The organism is Roseateles sp. P5_E4, assembly GCF_054049255.1.
The window spans coordinates 508,545-522,517 of record NZ_JBFUMS010000002.1; the positions used below are offsets into that span (position 1 = coordinate 508,545).

The window sequence follows — 13,973 nt, forward strand, 5'->3', positions numbered from 1 at the left end:
TCAGTCCTCGAAGGTGAAGTGCTTGGCAAGAGACATCAGGAACCATTCAAGCAGCAGCCCGACGGTACCGATGACGAAGATGGCGATGATGATGTGGGCGACGTTGAGGTTGTTCCACTCGTCCCAGACCCAGAAGCCGATGCCGACGCCGCCGGTCAGCATCTCGGCCGCGACGATGACGAGCCAGGCCGTGCCCACCGACAGGCGCACGCCGGTCAGCACATAGGGCAGCACCGCGGGCAGCAGGATGCGCGTGATGACCTTCCACTCGGACAGGCGAAGCACGCGGGCGACGTTGAGGTAGTCGACCGGCACGCGCTGCACGCCGACGGCTGTGTTCACCACCATGGGCCAGATCGAGCAGATGAAGATGGTCCAGATCGCGGCCGGATTCGCGCTCTTGAACACCAGCAGGCCGATGGGCAGCCAAGCCAGCGGAGACACCGGCTTGAGTAGCGCGATCAGCGGCGACACCATGCGGTTGGCGAACTCGAAGCGGCCGATGATGAAACCCAGCGGGATGCCGACGAGGGCCGCCAGGCCGAAGCCCATGCCGACGCGCGACAGCGAGTTCAGGATGTTCCAGCCGATGCCCTGGTCGTTCGGGCCCTTGCGATAGAACGGGTCGGAGAAGAGCTGCACGGCGGCATCGAAGGTTGCTGCCGGGGTGGGGAAGCTGCCGCCCTTCATGGTGGCCAGGCCCCAAAGGCCAATGAGCAGGGCCATGCCGAGGACGGGGGGCAGCACGCGCATCGCCAGCGCACGCCAGTCGTAGGGCGTGCGTTTCGGTGCAGGCTTGGGCATCTCGGCGGGTGCGGCAACCGCGGGGCGGCTGGCGCTGGCGGTGGTGGTGGATGCAGAAGCCGCAACGGCTTCGCCCGGGGAGTGGAAGACTGCGGAGACCATGATTAAGCCTTGATCTTGAAGCCGTCGGCGTACTTCGCCGGGTCCTTGCCATCCCAGACAACGCCGTCGATCAGCTTGCTGGTGCGGAAGTCACTCTTGGGCACGTTGATGCCCATGGCGCTGGCCACTTGCTTGTAGAGCGCCGTCTGGTTGACCTGCTTGGCCACCGCCAGGTAGTCAGGGTGGGACTTGAGCAGGCCCCAGCGCTTGTGCTGAGTCAGGAACCACATGCCGTCGGACAGGTAGGGGTAGTTCACCGTCCCGTCGTTGAAGAACTTCATGTGGTTGGGGTCGTCCCAGGTCTTGCCCAGGCCGTTCTGGTAGCGGCCCAGGATGCGCTGGTTGATCGCGTCGACACCGGTGTTGATGTAGGCCTTCTGCGCCACCGTCTCGGCCATCTTCAGCTTGTTGGACAGGCTGGCGTCGATCCAGCGGCTGGCCTCCAGCACGGCCATCATGACGGCGCGGGTGGTGTTGGGGTACTTCTTGACGAAGTCGGCGCTGGTGCCCAGCACCTTCTCGGGGTGGTCCTTCCAGAGGTCCTGCGTCGTGTTGGCCGTGATGCCGATGCCGTCCATGATGGCGCGGTGGTTCCAGGGCTCGCCGACGCAGAAGCCGTCCATGTTGCCCACGCGCATATTGGCCACCATCTGCGGCGGCGGCACGGTGATGAGCTTGGCGCCCGACATCGGGTTGATGCCCGCGGCGGCCAGCCAGTAATGCATCCACATCGCGTGGGTGCCGGTCGGGAAGGTGCCAGCGAAGGTGTATTCGCGCGGGTTGGCCGCCATCACCTTGGCCAGCGACGGGCCGTCGACGGCGCCCTTGTCGGCCAGCGCCTTGGACAGCGTGAAGGCCTGGCCGTTGTGGTTCAGGTTCATCAGCACGGCCATGTCCTTCTTGGGGCCGCTGGTGCCCAGATGGACGCCGTAGACGAGGCCGTAGAGCACATGCGCCATGTCCAGCTCGCCGTTGACGAGCTTGTCGCGCACGCCGGCCCAGGAAGCCTCCTTGGTCGGGATGATCTTGACGCCGTACTTCTTGTCGAAGCCCAGCTCGGCGGCCATCACGACCGATGCGCAATCCGTCAGCGGGATGAAGCCGATGCGCACTTCCTCCTTCTCGGGCTTGTCCGATCCCTGGGCCCAGGCACCGCCGGCCAAGCCGAGGGTGGGGAGGGCTGCAGCCGCGGCCAGCAGGCTGCGGCGCTGAAGGTGGGGCGTGGCGTTCGAGTTGTCGCTGGCGGTCATCACGGGCTCCTGTTCATGCAAGGCGCAACGCCGTGCGACCACGCATCGCCCGCACCGCGGCGAGCAGCGCGAGCGACAAAGGAGAGGTCGGACGCCGTTGTCCCGAAGTGCCGGCCGATTCATCAGCCGGCCGGCCCGAGAGGCCTGCGCCATTGCAGGCCTCGCATTGGTTAACGCAGGTTACGTGCCAGCCCCCGCACCGTGGCGCCAGGCCCGATTTGCACGCGCTTGGCGCATGGCAGGCGCTGTGGCGGGCGGTTTGCGCCGGGTCGGTGCGTGCAGTCACGACGCGTGTTGGTGCGTCCGGGTGCGCGGCGCCCCGGGTGCGGGCATGCATTTTTAGGAGCGCCCGCAATTGCCCGCCGACGGGGGCAGCCGCTTCAATGCGGCCATACCAAGACAGGGAGTGCCCCATGCGGCTGGACAACTACAGCGTTGCCCCTTTTGAAAGCCTTGATGCCTTCGATCCGGTGCAGCGTGACGCCGATGCGCCCCGGCATGGCGCATCTGAGGCGCCGGCGCCCGAGCCGGTCATCGCCGAAGAGACGCCCAGCCGGTTGCTTGCCGAGATGGCCCGGCAACCGCCGGCCTTCGTGCTGCTGCCGGAACCGGGTCCGATGCGCCGGCTGCCGCGCCTGGTCGATGGCGACCGCTGGCCGCTGCGGCAGCGCGAGCCTGAAGGGCGCTTCGAACGTTTCGAGCGCTTCGAGCGCGACGGCGGCCAGGACGGCGAGCTGCCCAGCCACACGCCTGCCTCGGTTGCCGAGGTGCCCGTGCCGGCCCCGCCGCCCGCACCCGCGCCGCCGTCGGCCAGCGAGCCGGCATCGGTCGAAGCGGCGGCTCCTGTCGAGGCGCCACCCCCTGCTGCCGCGCCTGCCGCCGCATCCAAGCCACCCACGGCCAACGTTGGCACCGTGTCATTGCCGCTCGGTCCGGCGGTCAACCCGGACTGGCTGAACCAGCGCGAAGCCGCGCTGAAGGGCGTGCGCGCTGAATTCGAAGCTGCGCGTGAAGCCGCCCGTCAGGCGCCACCCGCCGATGTGGCGCAGGCGATCGGCTCCGGCTGGGTGGCTGCGCAAACCGATCACGACGGCAACCCCGTCAACGGCGCCGTCTTCGTGCCCGACACCGCCGCGGCGGCCGCGGCTCCCGGGCCCGTGCCGGCCTGGATGCTGCGCGAGGGCATGGGCGCCCCCGCGCCGCAGGGCCAGTGGCTGAGCTTCGACGATGGTGCCTACGAGCAGGCCTACCGCGAGCGCCTTGCCGCGCGGCCCGAGGCCTCCGCGCCGCTGAACAAGCTGGCCGAGCTTTACGGCCAGCCCGTGCAGCAACTGCTCGGCACGCAACCGGGGCTGTGGGCGCTGGGCACGCAGGACCACGCCATCAACGCCGGCCCGCCGCCGCAGCCCGGCGTGGCGATGGGCGACGCCGCCAGCCTTGGCCAGCTCGACCTCTATCTGGCTGACCCCTTCCTCACCCAGCTGCGCACCCAGCTCGGCGGCGCGCCCGCCGCGCCGACGAGCGGCCTCGCGCTGGAGCAGCAGCGCCTGTACGGCACCGAGCGTGTCGCTGAGCTGACCCAGCTCAGCCAGGCCATGGCGGCCGTGCGCCAGACCCATGCCGCGGCCATGCAGACCGCGCGCGACGGTGGCGGCACGGGCTGGATCGAGGTGCCGCTGCAGTTCGGCACCGACCCGGAGACGGGCTGGCCCACCGGCATCTACCAGACCGTGGGCGACGGCGAGATCCTGCGCGACGCCAGCGGCGCGCCGGTGCTGGCCACACAGCGCGTCTTCGACGAGGCGGCGTTCACGAACGCCTGGCTGGCCCAGGGCGGGCTGGCTCAGGAGGCGTTCGCCCGCTTCTACGGCCAGGCCCACAGCCAGATCACGCTGCAGCAGGACAACAGCGAGAGTGGCGGTCCGCCCCGCTGGGTCAGCCAGCCCGGCCTGGACAACCCGCACGCCGCCCTCGGGGACAGCGGCGTCTGGGACGGGGAGCTGGTGGCGCTGGACCTGAACCGTGCGCCCAAGCTCAACAACGACGCGGGCGTCGGCTTCGACCCGCAACTCGGCTGGGTCACGTCGCGCGACAACCTCTACGAGCACCGCAACTGGTTCGAGCGTGCAATGCCGGTCGTGATGGTGGCCTTCGTCAGCTGGGCCACCGCCGGTGCGGCTTCGGCGGCCGGCTGGGGCGCCGTCGGCTCGGCGGCGGCCGCCGGTGCCGCGGCCTCCTTCGCGGGCGGGGTCATCAACGGCAACCTCAGCCTCAAGGGCGTGCTCATTGGCGCCGTCAGCGGCGCACTGACGGCCGGCCTGACGCCCGGGCTCACCAACACGCATCAAGGATGCCGGGCTAGGCGCGGCCGCCGGCGTCGCCGCCCGCATGACGGTGCAGGGCGGCATCCAGGCGCTGCTGGGCGGCAAGTTCAAGGATGGCGCGATCGCGGGCTTTGCCAGCGGGCTGGCGGACCTGACGAACGCCAACATCGGCGAGAGCATCAACAGGGCCGTGGCGGCCGGCACGATGAGCACGGCCGAGGCCTTCGCCGCGCGCTCCTTCAACACGGTGCTGGGCAGCGCCATCCGCGCGGCCGCCTCGCCGGACGATCCGGCGCATGCATTTGCCAGTGCCTGGCTGGACGGGCTGATGCGGGACAACCTGCCTCCAGTGCAGGCGCCCGCGCCGGCGCCGGCCGATGGCGACGGCGTGCAGACCTTCCCCGTGCCGGCCCCGCCACCGGCCGTCGTGACGCCTTTGCCGGCAGAGCCGGTCGATCTGAGCGTGATCACGCCTCGCGAGGGCGAGTCCGACTCCCAGTTCACCGTCCGCATGATGCGCGAGATCTACGGCCAGAACGTGGATCTCAACCCGGCGGGCGAGCACGACAAATTCCAGGTCTACCGCGACGAGAACGGTCGCCTGGTCATCAGCGATGGCACGGGCCTGAATCCGCCCGTCGATCCCAAGGTCACCGCCGCCTTCGAGGCGATGCTGGCCCAGCGCATGCAGCAGCTCAATGCCCTCGCGGCGGTGCAGCGCTCACAGGCCTTCAGCGACTGGGCTGCCGCCAACAACCGGCCGGTCGTCGAGCCGCCAGAAACCGGCGTCTGGGGCCAGCGCATCCCCGTCGTGGCCGACGTGCGGGACTTCCTGCTTTCGCAGATCGACCAGGCTGTTGCGAAGACCAGTGGCAGCGGTCAGGTGGCTCTGGAAGGGCTGCGTATCGCCGTGGAAGCGATCACTCCCGAAACCTATGGCGACGCGGCGCTCAACGAACTTGGCGCCAGCGTTGTCAAGGCCGGATTGCCACTGGCGGGCGTCCTCAAGGCGGCGGCGGTTGAAAGCCGGCTCGGCAAGGAAGTGGGTGAGCTGTTGCAGGCCGCCTCGCGTGAAGGCGGTGATGTGGCCGGGCATTTGCTGGGCAATGCCGCCGAAGCCGAAGCAAGAGAGGCCGGCCGCTTCGTCATACGCGAGGTTCCTGGCAAGAAAGGTGACTGGAATGCCGAGCTGAGCGGGGAGCTCAAGTCGAACGCCACCTATGTCCTGACAAACGGCCATACCTACACGACGGATACCCTGGGTCGCGTCGTGAAGGCCGAGGGGACGTTGAATCCCGCGACGGTGGACCGCAATGCCTACCAGCAGCTTCTGGCCGGCAGGGCGGGCGGCGATGGCTACGATGGCGGACACCTCATCGGTACGCTGGTGGGAGGCGCCGGCGAGAAGATCAACCTGGTCGCCCAACTCTCCAGCGTGAATCGCGGCGAATTCCGGGTCATGGAGAAATCCTGGGCCGAGGCGATGCAGGTGGGCAAGGAGGTGAGGGTGGAGGTCAGTCCTGTCTATGCCGCTGTTGGCGAGGTGCCCACGAGGATCGACGTGAGGTATTGGATCGACGGCGCGGCGACCAAACGAGTGTTTCCCAATACCCCCGGGGGATGAATTTGATGCTGAACAAACTTGATGAATCTGTGCAGGCCATCGCCGGGGCGTTGTTTGCGGTTTGCGAAAGCTCTGGTGCGGCGAAAGTGCGCTTCTGTTTCCGGGTCACGCCTGATGCAAGCGTGTTGGCGCCTGACTACTGGTTCACGTCGCCGGATGGCGCTGTCAGGAAGGACTTTCCGAAGCGGGAACTTGAAAGCCTGGTTGAAGATGCAGCGCTGCGTCACTGGCGTCTTGCCCAGGATCTCGGCCAACCCCGCTGGTACATGATGACTGTCAACCTCGAGTGCAGCGGCAAGTACTCGGTGGACTTCGAGTACCGCGACGACTACAAGGAAGGCGACATCATGAAAGAGCTGGATTGACAAGGCTGCACGTGCAAGCTCGACATCCCGATCCTTCTTGGCAGGCCGGTGCCCCGGCGCGGTAAATGACGCACACGCAGCAGCCGCCGCATCGGCCCTGATTGGTGCGCGCGCGCCCCAGGCCGAGGCTCAGCGGGCGCGCAGCAGCTGATCCGCATCAATCAGGCGCATGGCGACCGAGGCCAGCGTTTGCCCGCCGTCCATGGCCAGCTGGCGCAGGCGCTGGAAGGCCGCCTCCTCGTCCAGCCCTTGCTCGCGCATCAGGATGCCGCGCGCCTTCTCGACGAGCTTGCGCTCGGCCAGCTGGGTCTGGGTCTGGCGCAGGTCGCGCTGCAGGGTCTGGTCGTGCTCGAAGCGGGCCAGGGCCAGTTGCAAGAGGGCACCCAGGCGCTGCGGCGGCAGGCCGGCGAGCTGCAGGGTGCTGATGCCGGCCTGCAGGGCGGCGCGCATCTGCTCCGGGCCCATCTGCTCGGCAAAGAGCAGCACCGGGCGGGGCTGTTGCTGCAGGGATTCGCCCAACTGGGCCAGCAGCTCGGGTGTGGGCTGCTCGCAGTCGACCAGCAGCAGCTCGGGTGCCAGGCGCTGCAGGGCCATGGGCAGGGCATCAGGCTGGGCGACGAGGTCGATGACGTCGACGAGCTGGCAGCGCAGCCGGATCAGCTCCAGGCGGATGACGGGGCTGCGGCGCTGGCCGGCATCCGCCAGCAGCACGCGCAGCCCGGGGAGGGCAAACGGGGGCGTGTTCATGCCCCAGGGCAGTGCAAATAGCGTGCCGTGGGGCGTTTCCTAGGTCTTCAGCGGCAAATACAGGTGCACGACACCGCGCCGGCCGGGTGCCGAATCGCCCAGGTAGCAGGCATAGGGCGGCAGCTGCGGATGCGGCTGGTGCTGCTCGATGCGCAGGCGCTGCATGGCCTGGTACCAGGCCAGCTCCAGCGCCTCGGGCGGGCCGTCATAGCGCAGTACATAGGCGGCGTGGGCCGCTTGCTGCTGCAGCTTGAGGCCGTTGGGCAATGCGGCATCGGCGGGAAGTTCGACGCCGACCCGGCAGTCGACGATGCGCAGCTTGAGCTGGGTCTTCAGATAGTGGATGGTGGCGGTGCCGGTTGCCGCCAGCCCCGCCGTGGCGAGTTGCTCACGCACCTCCTTGATCCGTGGCGGCAACTCCGCGGCCAGCTTGTCCAGCGGGCCGCGGTGGTGCGCCTGGGCGTAGACGTGGGCGCGCTGCTCCTGCACGCCGAGGTAATCCAGCGTGTAGGCCGGGGGCGTTGACTCCAGCGTCGCGGCGAGGCGGTCCAGGCCGAAGCGCAGGTCCAGGGCGGTGGCGCCTTGTACGGTGGCGGCGAAGGCGCGCAGCGTGAAGGCGACGCGGCCCTTGAAGCGCCAGGTGACCCGGGTGCCGCCCGGCGCGGGGTCGAAGCGCCAGTCCGAGCGGCCGCGATAGGCAAAAGGCAGGGCGAACTGCAGGCGCTGGCGCAGCGCGCGCGACGGCCTCTGCCCCGTCTGGCGCACGCTGCCGCGGCCGACCTGGGGCACGTCCCAGGCCAGGGCGATGCCGTCGGCCTCGGCACGCGCGCCACGCGCATGCTCCAGCCAGGGATTCCAGGCCTGCCACTGCGCCAGGTCGGCCACGCGTTGATAGATGGCCTCAGGCGGCGCGGCGATGAGCCGGCTCTCCTCGGCCCGCACCCGGCCGCTGTAGCGGCCCATGTAGACGAGCAGCAGCACTGTCAGCAGGGCCAGCGCGAAGAGGAGCGCACTCATGGTCGGCTCCTTAGAGCATGCCCATCATTTGGGGAACGACGAGCGTCAGCCAAGGCCAGTAGGTGACGATGACGAGGAAGACGATCATCGTCAGCAGCCAGGGCATGACGGCCTTGGTCAGCTCGGTGATGCCCAACTTCGAGATGCCCGAAGCGACGTACAGGTTCAGGCCCACCGGCGGGTGGCACAGGCCCACTTCCATGTTGACGTCGATCAGGATGCCGAAGTGCACCGGGTTCACGCCCAGCTGCATGGCGGCCGGGAAGAAGATCGGCGCCATGATCAGGATGATGGACGACGGGTCCATGAAGTTCCCAGCACCCAGCAGCACCAGGTTGACGACGAACAGGAAGCCGTTCTGCCCCAGGTTCATGCCCAGCAGCCAATCGGCCAGCTGGTGGGGCAGGTTCTCGTTGGTCAGCACGAAGGAGAACAGCACCGCGTTCGTGATGATGTAGAGCAGCATCGCGGACATGTTGGCCGAGTCCTTCAGCACCTTGGGCACGTCCTTGAGCTTCAGGTCCTTGTAGACAAAGATGGCCACGAAGAAGGAGTACACCGCCGCCATCGCCGCCGCCTCGGTGGCCGTGAAGGCGCCCGACCAGATGCCGCCGACGATGATGACGACGAGCAGCAGGCCCCAGAAGCTCTTGCGGAAGGCCTGGAAGCGGGCCATCCAGCCCATGCGGGCCAGGCGCGGGTAGTTGTTCTTGCGGGCGATGTACCAGGTCACCGCGGCCAGCATCAGGGCCAGCGTGATGCCGGGCAGCAGGCCAGCGACGAACAGGGCGCCGATGGAGGTGTTGGTCGAGATCGCGTAGATGACCTTCGGAATCGACGGCAGCATCAGGATGCCCAGTGACCCGGCCGTGATGATGACGCCGGCGCCGAAGCGCATCGGGTAGCCGTGAGCCACCATGGCGGGCAACACGATGGAGCCGATGGCCACCACCGTCGCGACCGACGAGCCGCAGACCAGCGCGAACATCGAGCAGGCCAGGATGGACGCCAGCGCCAGGCCGCCGTGGAAGTGGCCGACCATGGACGTGGCGAAATTGATCATCCGCCGCGCGACACCGCCGTGGGTCAGGAAGTTGCCGGCCAGGATGAAGAAGGGCACGGCCATGATTTCCCACTTCTCGATGCCCGTGAACAGCTTCAGGGCGACCGATTCGATGGGGACCTGGGTCATCGTGACGATGAAGGTCATCACGGTGAGGCCGAGCGAGATGCTGATCGGCATGCCGGTCAGCATCAGCGCCAGCAGCAGGCTGAAGATGATGAGTGCATTCATTTGCGGGCCTCCACTTCCAGCGGGGTCTGTTCATCCACGCCCTCGACGTGGGACTCGTCATGCTTGGGCAGTTCGCCGGTCTTGTGGAAGGTCCAGCAGACCTGCAGGAAGCGATAGCACATCAGCGCCGAACCGAGCGGGATGGCCGAATAGACCATCCAGGTCGGCCATTCCAGGTCAGGCGTCGTCGGGCCTTCGTAGACGTCCTCGCGCGGCTGGCCGATGAGGTCCAGGAAGGCGTGGTGGGCGCCGTTGTCCCAGACGAAGGTGCCGCCCAGCACGGCGATGGCGCCGGTGAACAGCGCGCCGGCCAGCAGGCCGAAGATGACGAAGCGGCCGCGGTTGGCGGGCGACATGCGGTTGATGATGACGTCCACGCCGACGTGGATGCCGGTGCGCACGCCATAGGCCGCGCCGAACTTGCACATCCACACGAACAGGATGATGCAGAGCTCCTGGGCCCAGCTCATGTGGATCTTGAGGGCGATGTCCTGGATATAGGGCAGCCCGGCCAGGTAGCGGTGCACGACGGCGAAAAAGATCACCAGCGTCGCCGCGGCCATCAGGAAGGAGATCATCCACTCCTCCAGATGATTGAGCGCTTTGTTCAACATGAGTTTCTCCAACCGCCTCCGGCGGACGCCAGGCGGTGTATTGACCGAGCGAAGCCGCGGAACTGGCTTTGCCAGGCCGCTGGCTTGCCCCCTGGGGGGCCGGCGTCAGCCGGTACGGGGGGGCTTATTTCGGCGCGACGAAGCCAGCCGTCTTGTAGGCGGCCTCGATGGTGGCCTTGCCGACGCGCGATTCCATCTCCTTGTGGACGGGCATCAGCGCCTTCTTCCACTCGTTGGTCTCGGCGGGCGTCGGCGTGTAGATGGTCACCTTGCCGCTGGCTTTGATGCCTTCCAGCGCGCGGCCGTTCTCGGTGCTGGCGATGGCGTTGGCGTAGGTCGTGGCTTCCTTGATGGCCGCTTCCAGCTGGGTGCGGATGTCCGCCGGCAGGCCGTCCCAGAACTTCTTGTTGACGATGACCGCATAGGCCAGGTGGCCGTGATTGGACATCGTCATGTGCTTTTGCACTTCGAAGATCTTCTGCGTGTAGAAGTTGCTCGGCACGCCTTCGGTGCCGTCCACCACACCGGTCTGCAGTGCCTGGTAGAGCTCGGAGAAGGCCATCACCTGCGGGATGGCGCCCAGGGCGCGCATCTGCGCGTCCAGCACCTTGCTGGACTGGATGCGCATCTTCATGCCCTTGAAGTCCGCCACGTTGTGCAGCGGCTTGTTGGCGCTCATGATGTGGAAGCCGTTGTCCCAGTAGGCTAGGCCCTTGATGCCCTTGGGTTCCAGCTTCTTGAAGAGATCGGCGCCGAGCTGACCGTCGGTCACGGCGCGGAAGGAATCGGTGTCCTTGAACAGGTAGGGCAGGTCGAAGACCTCGAACTCCTTGACGCCCAGCGGCCCGAACTTGGCCAGGGACGGCGCCAGCATCTGCACCGAGCCCAGCTGCAGGGCCTCCATCTCTTCCTTGTCCTTGTAGAGCTGGCTGTTGGGGTAGAGCTCGATCTTGACCTTGCCGCCGGTCTTCTGCTCGGCCAGCTCCTTGAAGCGCTGGGCGCCCTTGCCCTTGGGCGTGTCGGGCGCGACGACGTGGCTGAACTTGATGACGATGGGGGCCTGGGCGAAGGCCGCCGTGGGCAGGCTGAAAGGCAGGGCCAGGGCGGCGGCGAGTGCGAGACGGCGCAGGATCATGGTTTGTCTCCGATATTGGAATGAGGGGTCTGGACGGCATTCTTCCGAGCCCGGGACCCTGCAGATAGTTGTGGAGTTCCACATTTCGCGCGGCCTACTCTCTTCTTAGACTGCACTCCATGACGCTGCGCGAGCTCTTGACCCGAAGCCTGTGGCTGGCACCCCTGGGTTTGTCCCTGGTGTTCGTGGGGGGCGTGCTGACCTGGGTGCGCGCCAACGAGGCCGAGGAGCAGGAGCTGCAGCGCCAGACGCTGATTTCCGACGCCCTCAGCACCGAGGCCCAGCTGCGCGACCGCATCGACGAGGAGCAGGCCCATCTGCGCCAGCTCGCCGCGGGCCTGGCCGGCCAGGTGCCCAGCACCGCGGCGCTGGCGGCCCACCCCGAGGTCAACGCCGGCCTGCGCCGCCTTTGGTTGGCTGTGACCTGGCTGGACTCGCGCAGCAACCGCGTGCTGGCCGAGGTGCCGGCCGAGTCCGAGGCCAACCGCTATGAGGACGGCCTGTCCCTGCACCTGACCGCCCGCGTCGCGCCCGACGGCGTGCTGGTGGTGCGTTATGCGCCAGCCCTGCTGCTCAAGCGTGGCGTGCCCTGGTGGCTGGCGCGCAAATACGACGTGCAGCTCATCGACAGCGCCGATCAGGTCATCGCCTCCACGACCGAGTCGCCCCTGCGCGCCGCCCTGGGCGAGAAGCCGAGCTACCGCGTCGCCCTGACCGGCCCGCTGCGCGCCAGCCCGCTCACGCAGGCGACGCTGACCGACGCCGCGCTGGAGCTGACGGTGCGCGACCCCGCCGTCAACGGCGTGCGGCCGCTGGCCTGGGTGCTGGTGGCCGGCTTCCTGCCGCTGATCGCCGTCGCCAGCTGGTTGCTGCGCCGCCAGATGCGCCAGGTGCAGCGGGCCGAGGTGGCCGGCCGCACGGAGGCCGCCTGGCGCCGGGCGATGGAAGACTCGGCGCTTGTTGCGCTGCGCGCCCGCGACTTCGACGGCCGCTTGCTGTACGTCAACCGCACCTTCTGCGACATGGTCGGCCTGCCCGCCGAACAGCTGGTCGGCATGCTGCCGCCGATGCCTTATTGGCCGCCCGACGCACTGGCCGAGGTGGCGGAGCGCAACCGCCGCAACCTGGCCGGCCATGCGCCGCGCGAGGGCTACGAAGCGCATTGGCGGCACGCTTCAGGCCGCATGGTCGACGTGATGGTGTTCGAGTCGCCGCTGGTGGATGCCGGCGGCCGGCAGATCGGCTGGATGGGCAGCATCATCGACATCACCGAGCGCAAGCGCCTCGAAGACCGAGAGCGCCGCCAGGTCGAGACACTGGCCCACAACGCGCGGTTGACCATGCTGGGCGAGGTCGCTTCCACGCTGGCCCATGAGCTGAACCAGCCGCTCACGGCAATAGCCAGCTACGGCGCCGGCATCACGAACTCGCTGGCCAAGCTCGGCGTGCAGGACGAACTCGTGCTCGGCGCGCTGCAGCGCCTGGGCCAGCAGGCCGCGCACGCCGGCCGCATCGTCGCGCGCATCCGCGAGTTTCTGACGCGGCGCGAACCTCGCCACGAGCCCTGCGATCTGCATGAGGTCGTCACCGCCGCCATCGAGCTGCTCAAGCGCGACTGCCAGCGCCGCGGCGTCACGCTGGACGTGAGCCTCGCGCCGGGCGTGCCGGCGATGCTGGCCGACGCCGTCCTGATCGAGCAAGTGGTCATCAACCTGGTGCGCAACGCCGCGGATGCGCTGCAGGCGCGCCCGGCCGGGAACGGCGGCCGGCGCATCGCAGTCAGCAGCCGCGTCGTGGGCGACTTCGTGCGCGTCGATGTGCAGGACAACGGCCCTGGCCTGCAGGGCCGGCGTGTCGAACAGCTGTGCGCGGCCTTCTATTCCACCAAGGCCGACGGCATGGGCATGGGCCTGGCCATCTGCCGCTCCATCATCGAGGCCCATCAGGGCGTGCTCGACGCCAGCGAGGCCGCCAATGGCGGCGCGCTGTTCTCGTTCAGCCTGCCGCTGAGCCCGCAAACCCAGACGGAAACGATCCATGGCTGAAGGCACGATCCATCTCGTCGATGACGACCCTGGCGTGCGTGACGCACTCGCCTTCCTGATGCGCTCGCGGGGCCTCCATGTGCGCGCCTTCGACGGCGGCCCGGCGCTGCTGGAGATGCTGGACCGCGAAGGGAATCCCAAAGGCGTGTTCCTGCTCGACGTGCGCATGGAGCCCATGAGCGGCACGCGCCTGCACGACGAACTGCTGGCGCGCCGGCTGAGGAACCCGGTGCTCTTCCTGACAGGCCATGGCGACATCCCCATGGTCGTCGAGGCGCTGAAGAAGGGCGCCTTCGACTTCCTGGAGAAGCCCTACAGCGACAACGCCTTGGCCGACCGTATCGAGCAGGCCCTGGCCGTGGACGCGGCCATGCAGGCCGAGGGCGCGCACGTGGCCGAGCGCAGCGCGCGGCTGGCCAGCCTGACCGAGCGCGAGCGCGAGGTCATGACGCGCGTGGCGGCAGGCAAGCTCAACAAGGTCATTGCCGACGAGCTGAACGTGTCGGTGCGGACCGTGGAAGTGCACCGGGCCAGGGTGTTTGCGAAGCTGGGCGTGCGGTCGGCGGCGGAGGTGGCGACCTTGCTGGCCGGGCGATAGGCGGCGCGGGGTTCAGCGCCGCGACCTCAGGAGGTCAACGCGCAGATTCGCAGC

14 protein-coding genes are annotated in these 13,973 nt (G+C 68.1%); 4 read left to right on the plus strand and 10 right to left on the minus strand.

Features of this window, described 5'->3' with window-relative positions:
* The 5 genes from ntrB to ACXJLH_RS05070 all read right to left on the minus strand — a co-directional run bounded on the left by ntrB (position 1) and on the right by ACXJLH_RS05070 (position 4,410).
* The gene (ntrB, locus tag ACXJLH_RS05050) at positions 1-906 is read right to left on the minus strand and encodes a nitrate ABC transporter permease (protein ID WP_457389979.1); all 906 of its coding nucleotides are present in this window, start codon (positions 904-906) and stop codon (positions 1-3) included.
* Between the two features lie 2 nt (positions 907-908).
* Entirely contained in the window at positions 909-2,156 is a 1,248-nt protein-coding gene (locus tag ACXJLH_RS05055) for a CmpA/NrtA family ABC transporter substrate-binding protein (protein WP_457442721.1), read from the minus strand.
* A 380-nt stretch (positions 2,157-2,536) separates the two neighbouring features.
* Positions 2,537-2,902 (minus strand): hypothetical protein, encoded by a 366-nt coding sequence (locus ACXJLH_RS05060; protein ID WP_457442723.1) that lies wholly within the window; start codon positions 2,900-2,902, stop codon positions 2,537-2,539.
* Between the two features lie 171 nt (positions 2,903-3,073).
* On the minus strand, positions 3,074-4,225 hold the full coding sequence (locus ACXJLH_RS05065) for a hypothetical protein (protein WP_457442725.1): 1,152 nt from the start codon (positions 4,223-4,225) through the stop codon (positions 3,074-3,076).
* Positions 4,226-4,254: 29 nt separating this feature from the next.
* Positions 4,255-4,410 carry a hypothetical protein gene (locus ACXJLH_RS05070; RefSeq protein WP_457442727.1) on the minus strand — a complete coding sequence of 52 codons (156 nt, stop codon included), beginning with the start codon at positions 4,408-4,410 and terminating at the stop codon, positions 4,255-4,257.
* Between the two features lie 275 nt (positions 4,411-4,685).
* On the opposite strand from ACXJLH_RS05070, the gene ACXJLH_RS05075 reads away from it, so the two are divergent.
* A complete protein-coding gene (locus ACXJLH_RS05075) occupies positions 4,686-6,104 on the plus strand; it encodes a DNA/RNA non-specific endonuclease (RefSeq protein ID WP_457442729.1) in 1,419 nt (472 codons plus the stop codon).
* A gap of 5 nt (positions 6,105-6,109) precedes the next feature.
* On the plus strand, positions 6,110-6,469 hold the full coding sequence (locus ACXJLH_RS05080; RefSeq protein ID WP_457442731.1) for a hypothetical protein: 360 nt from the start codon (positions 6,110-6,112) through the stop codon (positions 6,467-6,469).
* A gap of 129 nt (positions 6,470-6,598) precedes the next feature.
* On the opposite strand, the gene ACXJLH_RS05085 is transcribed toward ACXJLH_RS05080, so the two are convergent.
* The 5 genes from ACXJLH_RS05085 to ACXJLH_RS05105 all read right to left on the minus strand — a co-directional run bounded on the left by ACXJLH_RS05085 (position 6,599) and on the right by ACXJLH_RS05105 (position 11,276).
* Entirely contained in the window at positions 6,599-7,216 is a 618-nt protein-coding gene (locus ACXJLH_RS05085) for an ANTAR domain-containing response regulator (RefSeq protein WP_056194563.1), read from the minus strand.
* Positions 7,217-7,255: 39 nt separating this feature from the next.
* The gene (locus ACXJLH_RS05090; protein WP_457442733.1) at positions 7,256-8,233 is read right to left on the minus strand and encodes an SRPBCC family protein; all 978 of its coding nucleotides are present in this window, start codon (positions 8,231-8,233) and stop codon (positions 7,256-7,258) included.
* A gap of 10 nt (positions 8,234-8,243) precedes the next feature.
* On the minus strand, positions 8,244-9,527 hold the full coding sequence (locus tag ACXJLH_RS05095) for a TRAP transporter large permease (RefSeq protein ID WP_457356544.1): 1,284 nt from the start codon (positions 9,525-9,527) through the stop codon (positions 8,244-8,246).
* Positions 9,524-10,141 (minus strand): TRAP transporter small permease, encoded by a 618-nt coding sequence (locus ACXJLH_RS05100; protein WP_457442735.1) that lies wholly within the window; start codon positions 10,139-10,141, stop codon positions 9,524-9,526. The genes ACXJLH_RS05095 and ACXJLH_RS05100 overlap by 4 nt, the downstream gene beginning before the upstream one ends.
* A 124-nt stretch (positions 10,142-10,265) precedes the next feature.
* Entirely contained in the window at positions 10,266-11,276 is a 1,011-nt protein-coding gene (locus ACXJLH_RS05105; protein WP_056194552.1) for a TRAP transporter substrate-binding protein, read from the minus strand.
* Between the two features lie 119 nt (positions 11,277-11,395).
* On the opposite strand from ACXJLH_RS05105, the gene ACXJLH_RS05110 reads away from it, so the two are divergent.
* Both ACXJLH_RS05110 and ACXJLH_RS05115 read left to right on the plus strand, forming a co-directional pair.
* On the plus strand, positions 11,396-13,321 hold the full coding sequence (locus ACXJLH_RS05110; RefSeq protein WP_457321152.1) for a sensor histidine kinase: 1,926 nt from the start codon (positions 11,396-11,398) through the stop codon (positions 13,319-13,321).
* Positions 13,314-13,919 carry a response regulator transcription factor gene (locus ACXJLH_RS05115; protein ID WP_457321150.1) on the plus strand — a complete coding sequence of 202 codons (606 nt, stop codon included), beginning with the start codon at positions 13,314-13,316 and terminating at the stop codon, positions 13,917-13,919. Before ACXJLH_RS05110 ends, ACXJLH_RS05115 begins: the two co-directional genes overlap by 8 nt.
* Positions 13,920-13,973: the final 54 nt, after the last annotated feature.

Excerpts from the sequence above, each read along its gene's own strand:
- ACXJLH_RS05085 (WP_056194563.1), bottom strand. The coding sequence starts at position 7,216 with ATGAACACGCCCCCGTTTGCCCTCCCCGGGCTGCGCGTGCTGCTGGCG.
- ACXJLH_RS05055 (WP_457442721.1), bottom strand. The coding sequence starts at position 2,156 with ATGACCGCCAGCGACAACTCGAACGCCACGCCCCACCTTCAGCGCCGC.
- ACXJLH_RS05090 (WP_457442733.1), bottom strand. The coding sequence starts at position 8,233 with ATGAGTGCGCTCCTCTTCGCGCTGGCCCTGCTGACAGTGCTGCTGCTC.
- ACXJLH_RS05070 (WP_457442727.1), bottom strand. The coding sequence starts at position 4,410 with ATGACCCCGCCCGCGAAGGAGGCCGCGGCACCGGCGGCCGCCGCCGAG.
- ACXJLH_RS05110 (WP_457321152.1), top strand. The coding sequence starts at position 11,396 with ATGACGCTGCGCGAGCTCTTGACCCGAAGCCTGTGGCTGGCACCCCTG.
- ACXJLH_RS05080 (WP_457442731.1), top strand. The coding sequence starts at position 6,110 with ATGCTGAACAAACTTGATGAATCTGTGCAGGCCATCGCCGGGGCGTTG.
- ACXJLH_RS05105 (WP_056194552.1), bottom strand. The coding sequence starts at position 11,276 with ATGATCCTGCGCCGTCTCGCACTCGCCGCCGCCCTGGCCCTGCCTTTC.
- ACXJLH_RS05095 (WP_457356544.1), bottom strand. The coding sequence starts at position 9,527 with ATGAATGCACTCATCATCTTCAGCCTGCTGCTGGCGCTGATGCTGACC.
- ntrB (WP_457389979.1), bottom strand. The coding sequence starts at position 906 with ATGGTCTCCGCAGTCTTCCACTCCCCGGGCGAAGCCGTTGCGGCTTCT.
- ACXJLH_RS05100 (WP_457442735.1), bottom strand. The coding sequence starts at position 10,141 with ATGTTGAACAAAGCGCTCAATCATCTGGAGGAGTGGATGATCTCCTTC.
- ACXJLH_RS05115 (WP_457321150.1), top strand. The coding sequence starts at position 13,314 with ATGGCTGAAGGCACGATCCATCTCGTCGATGACGACCCTGGCGTGCGT.
- ACXJLH_RS05075 (WP_457442729.1), top strand. The coding sequence starts at position 4,686 with ATGAGCACGGCCGAGGCCTTCGCCGCGCGCTCCTTCAACACGGTGCTG.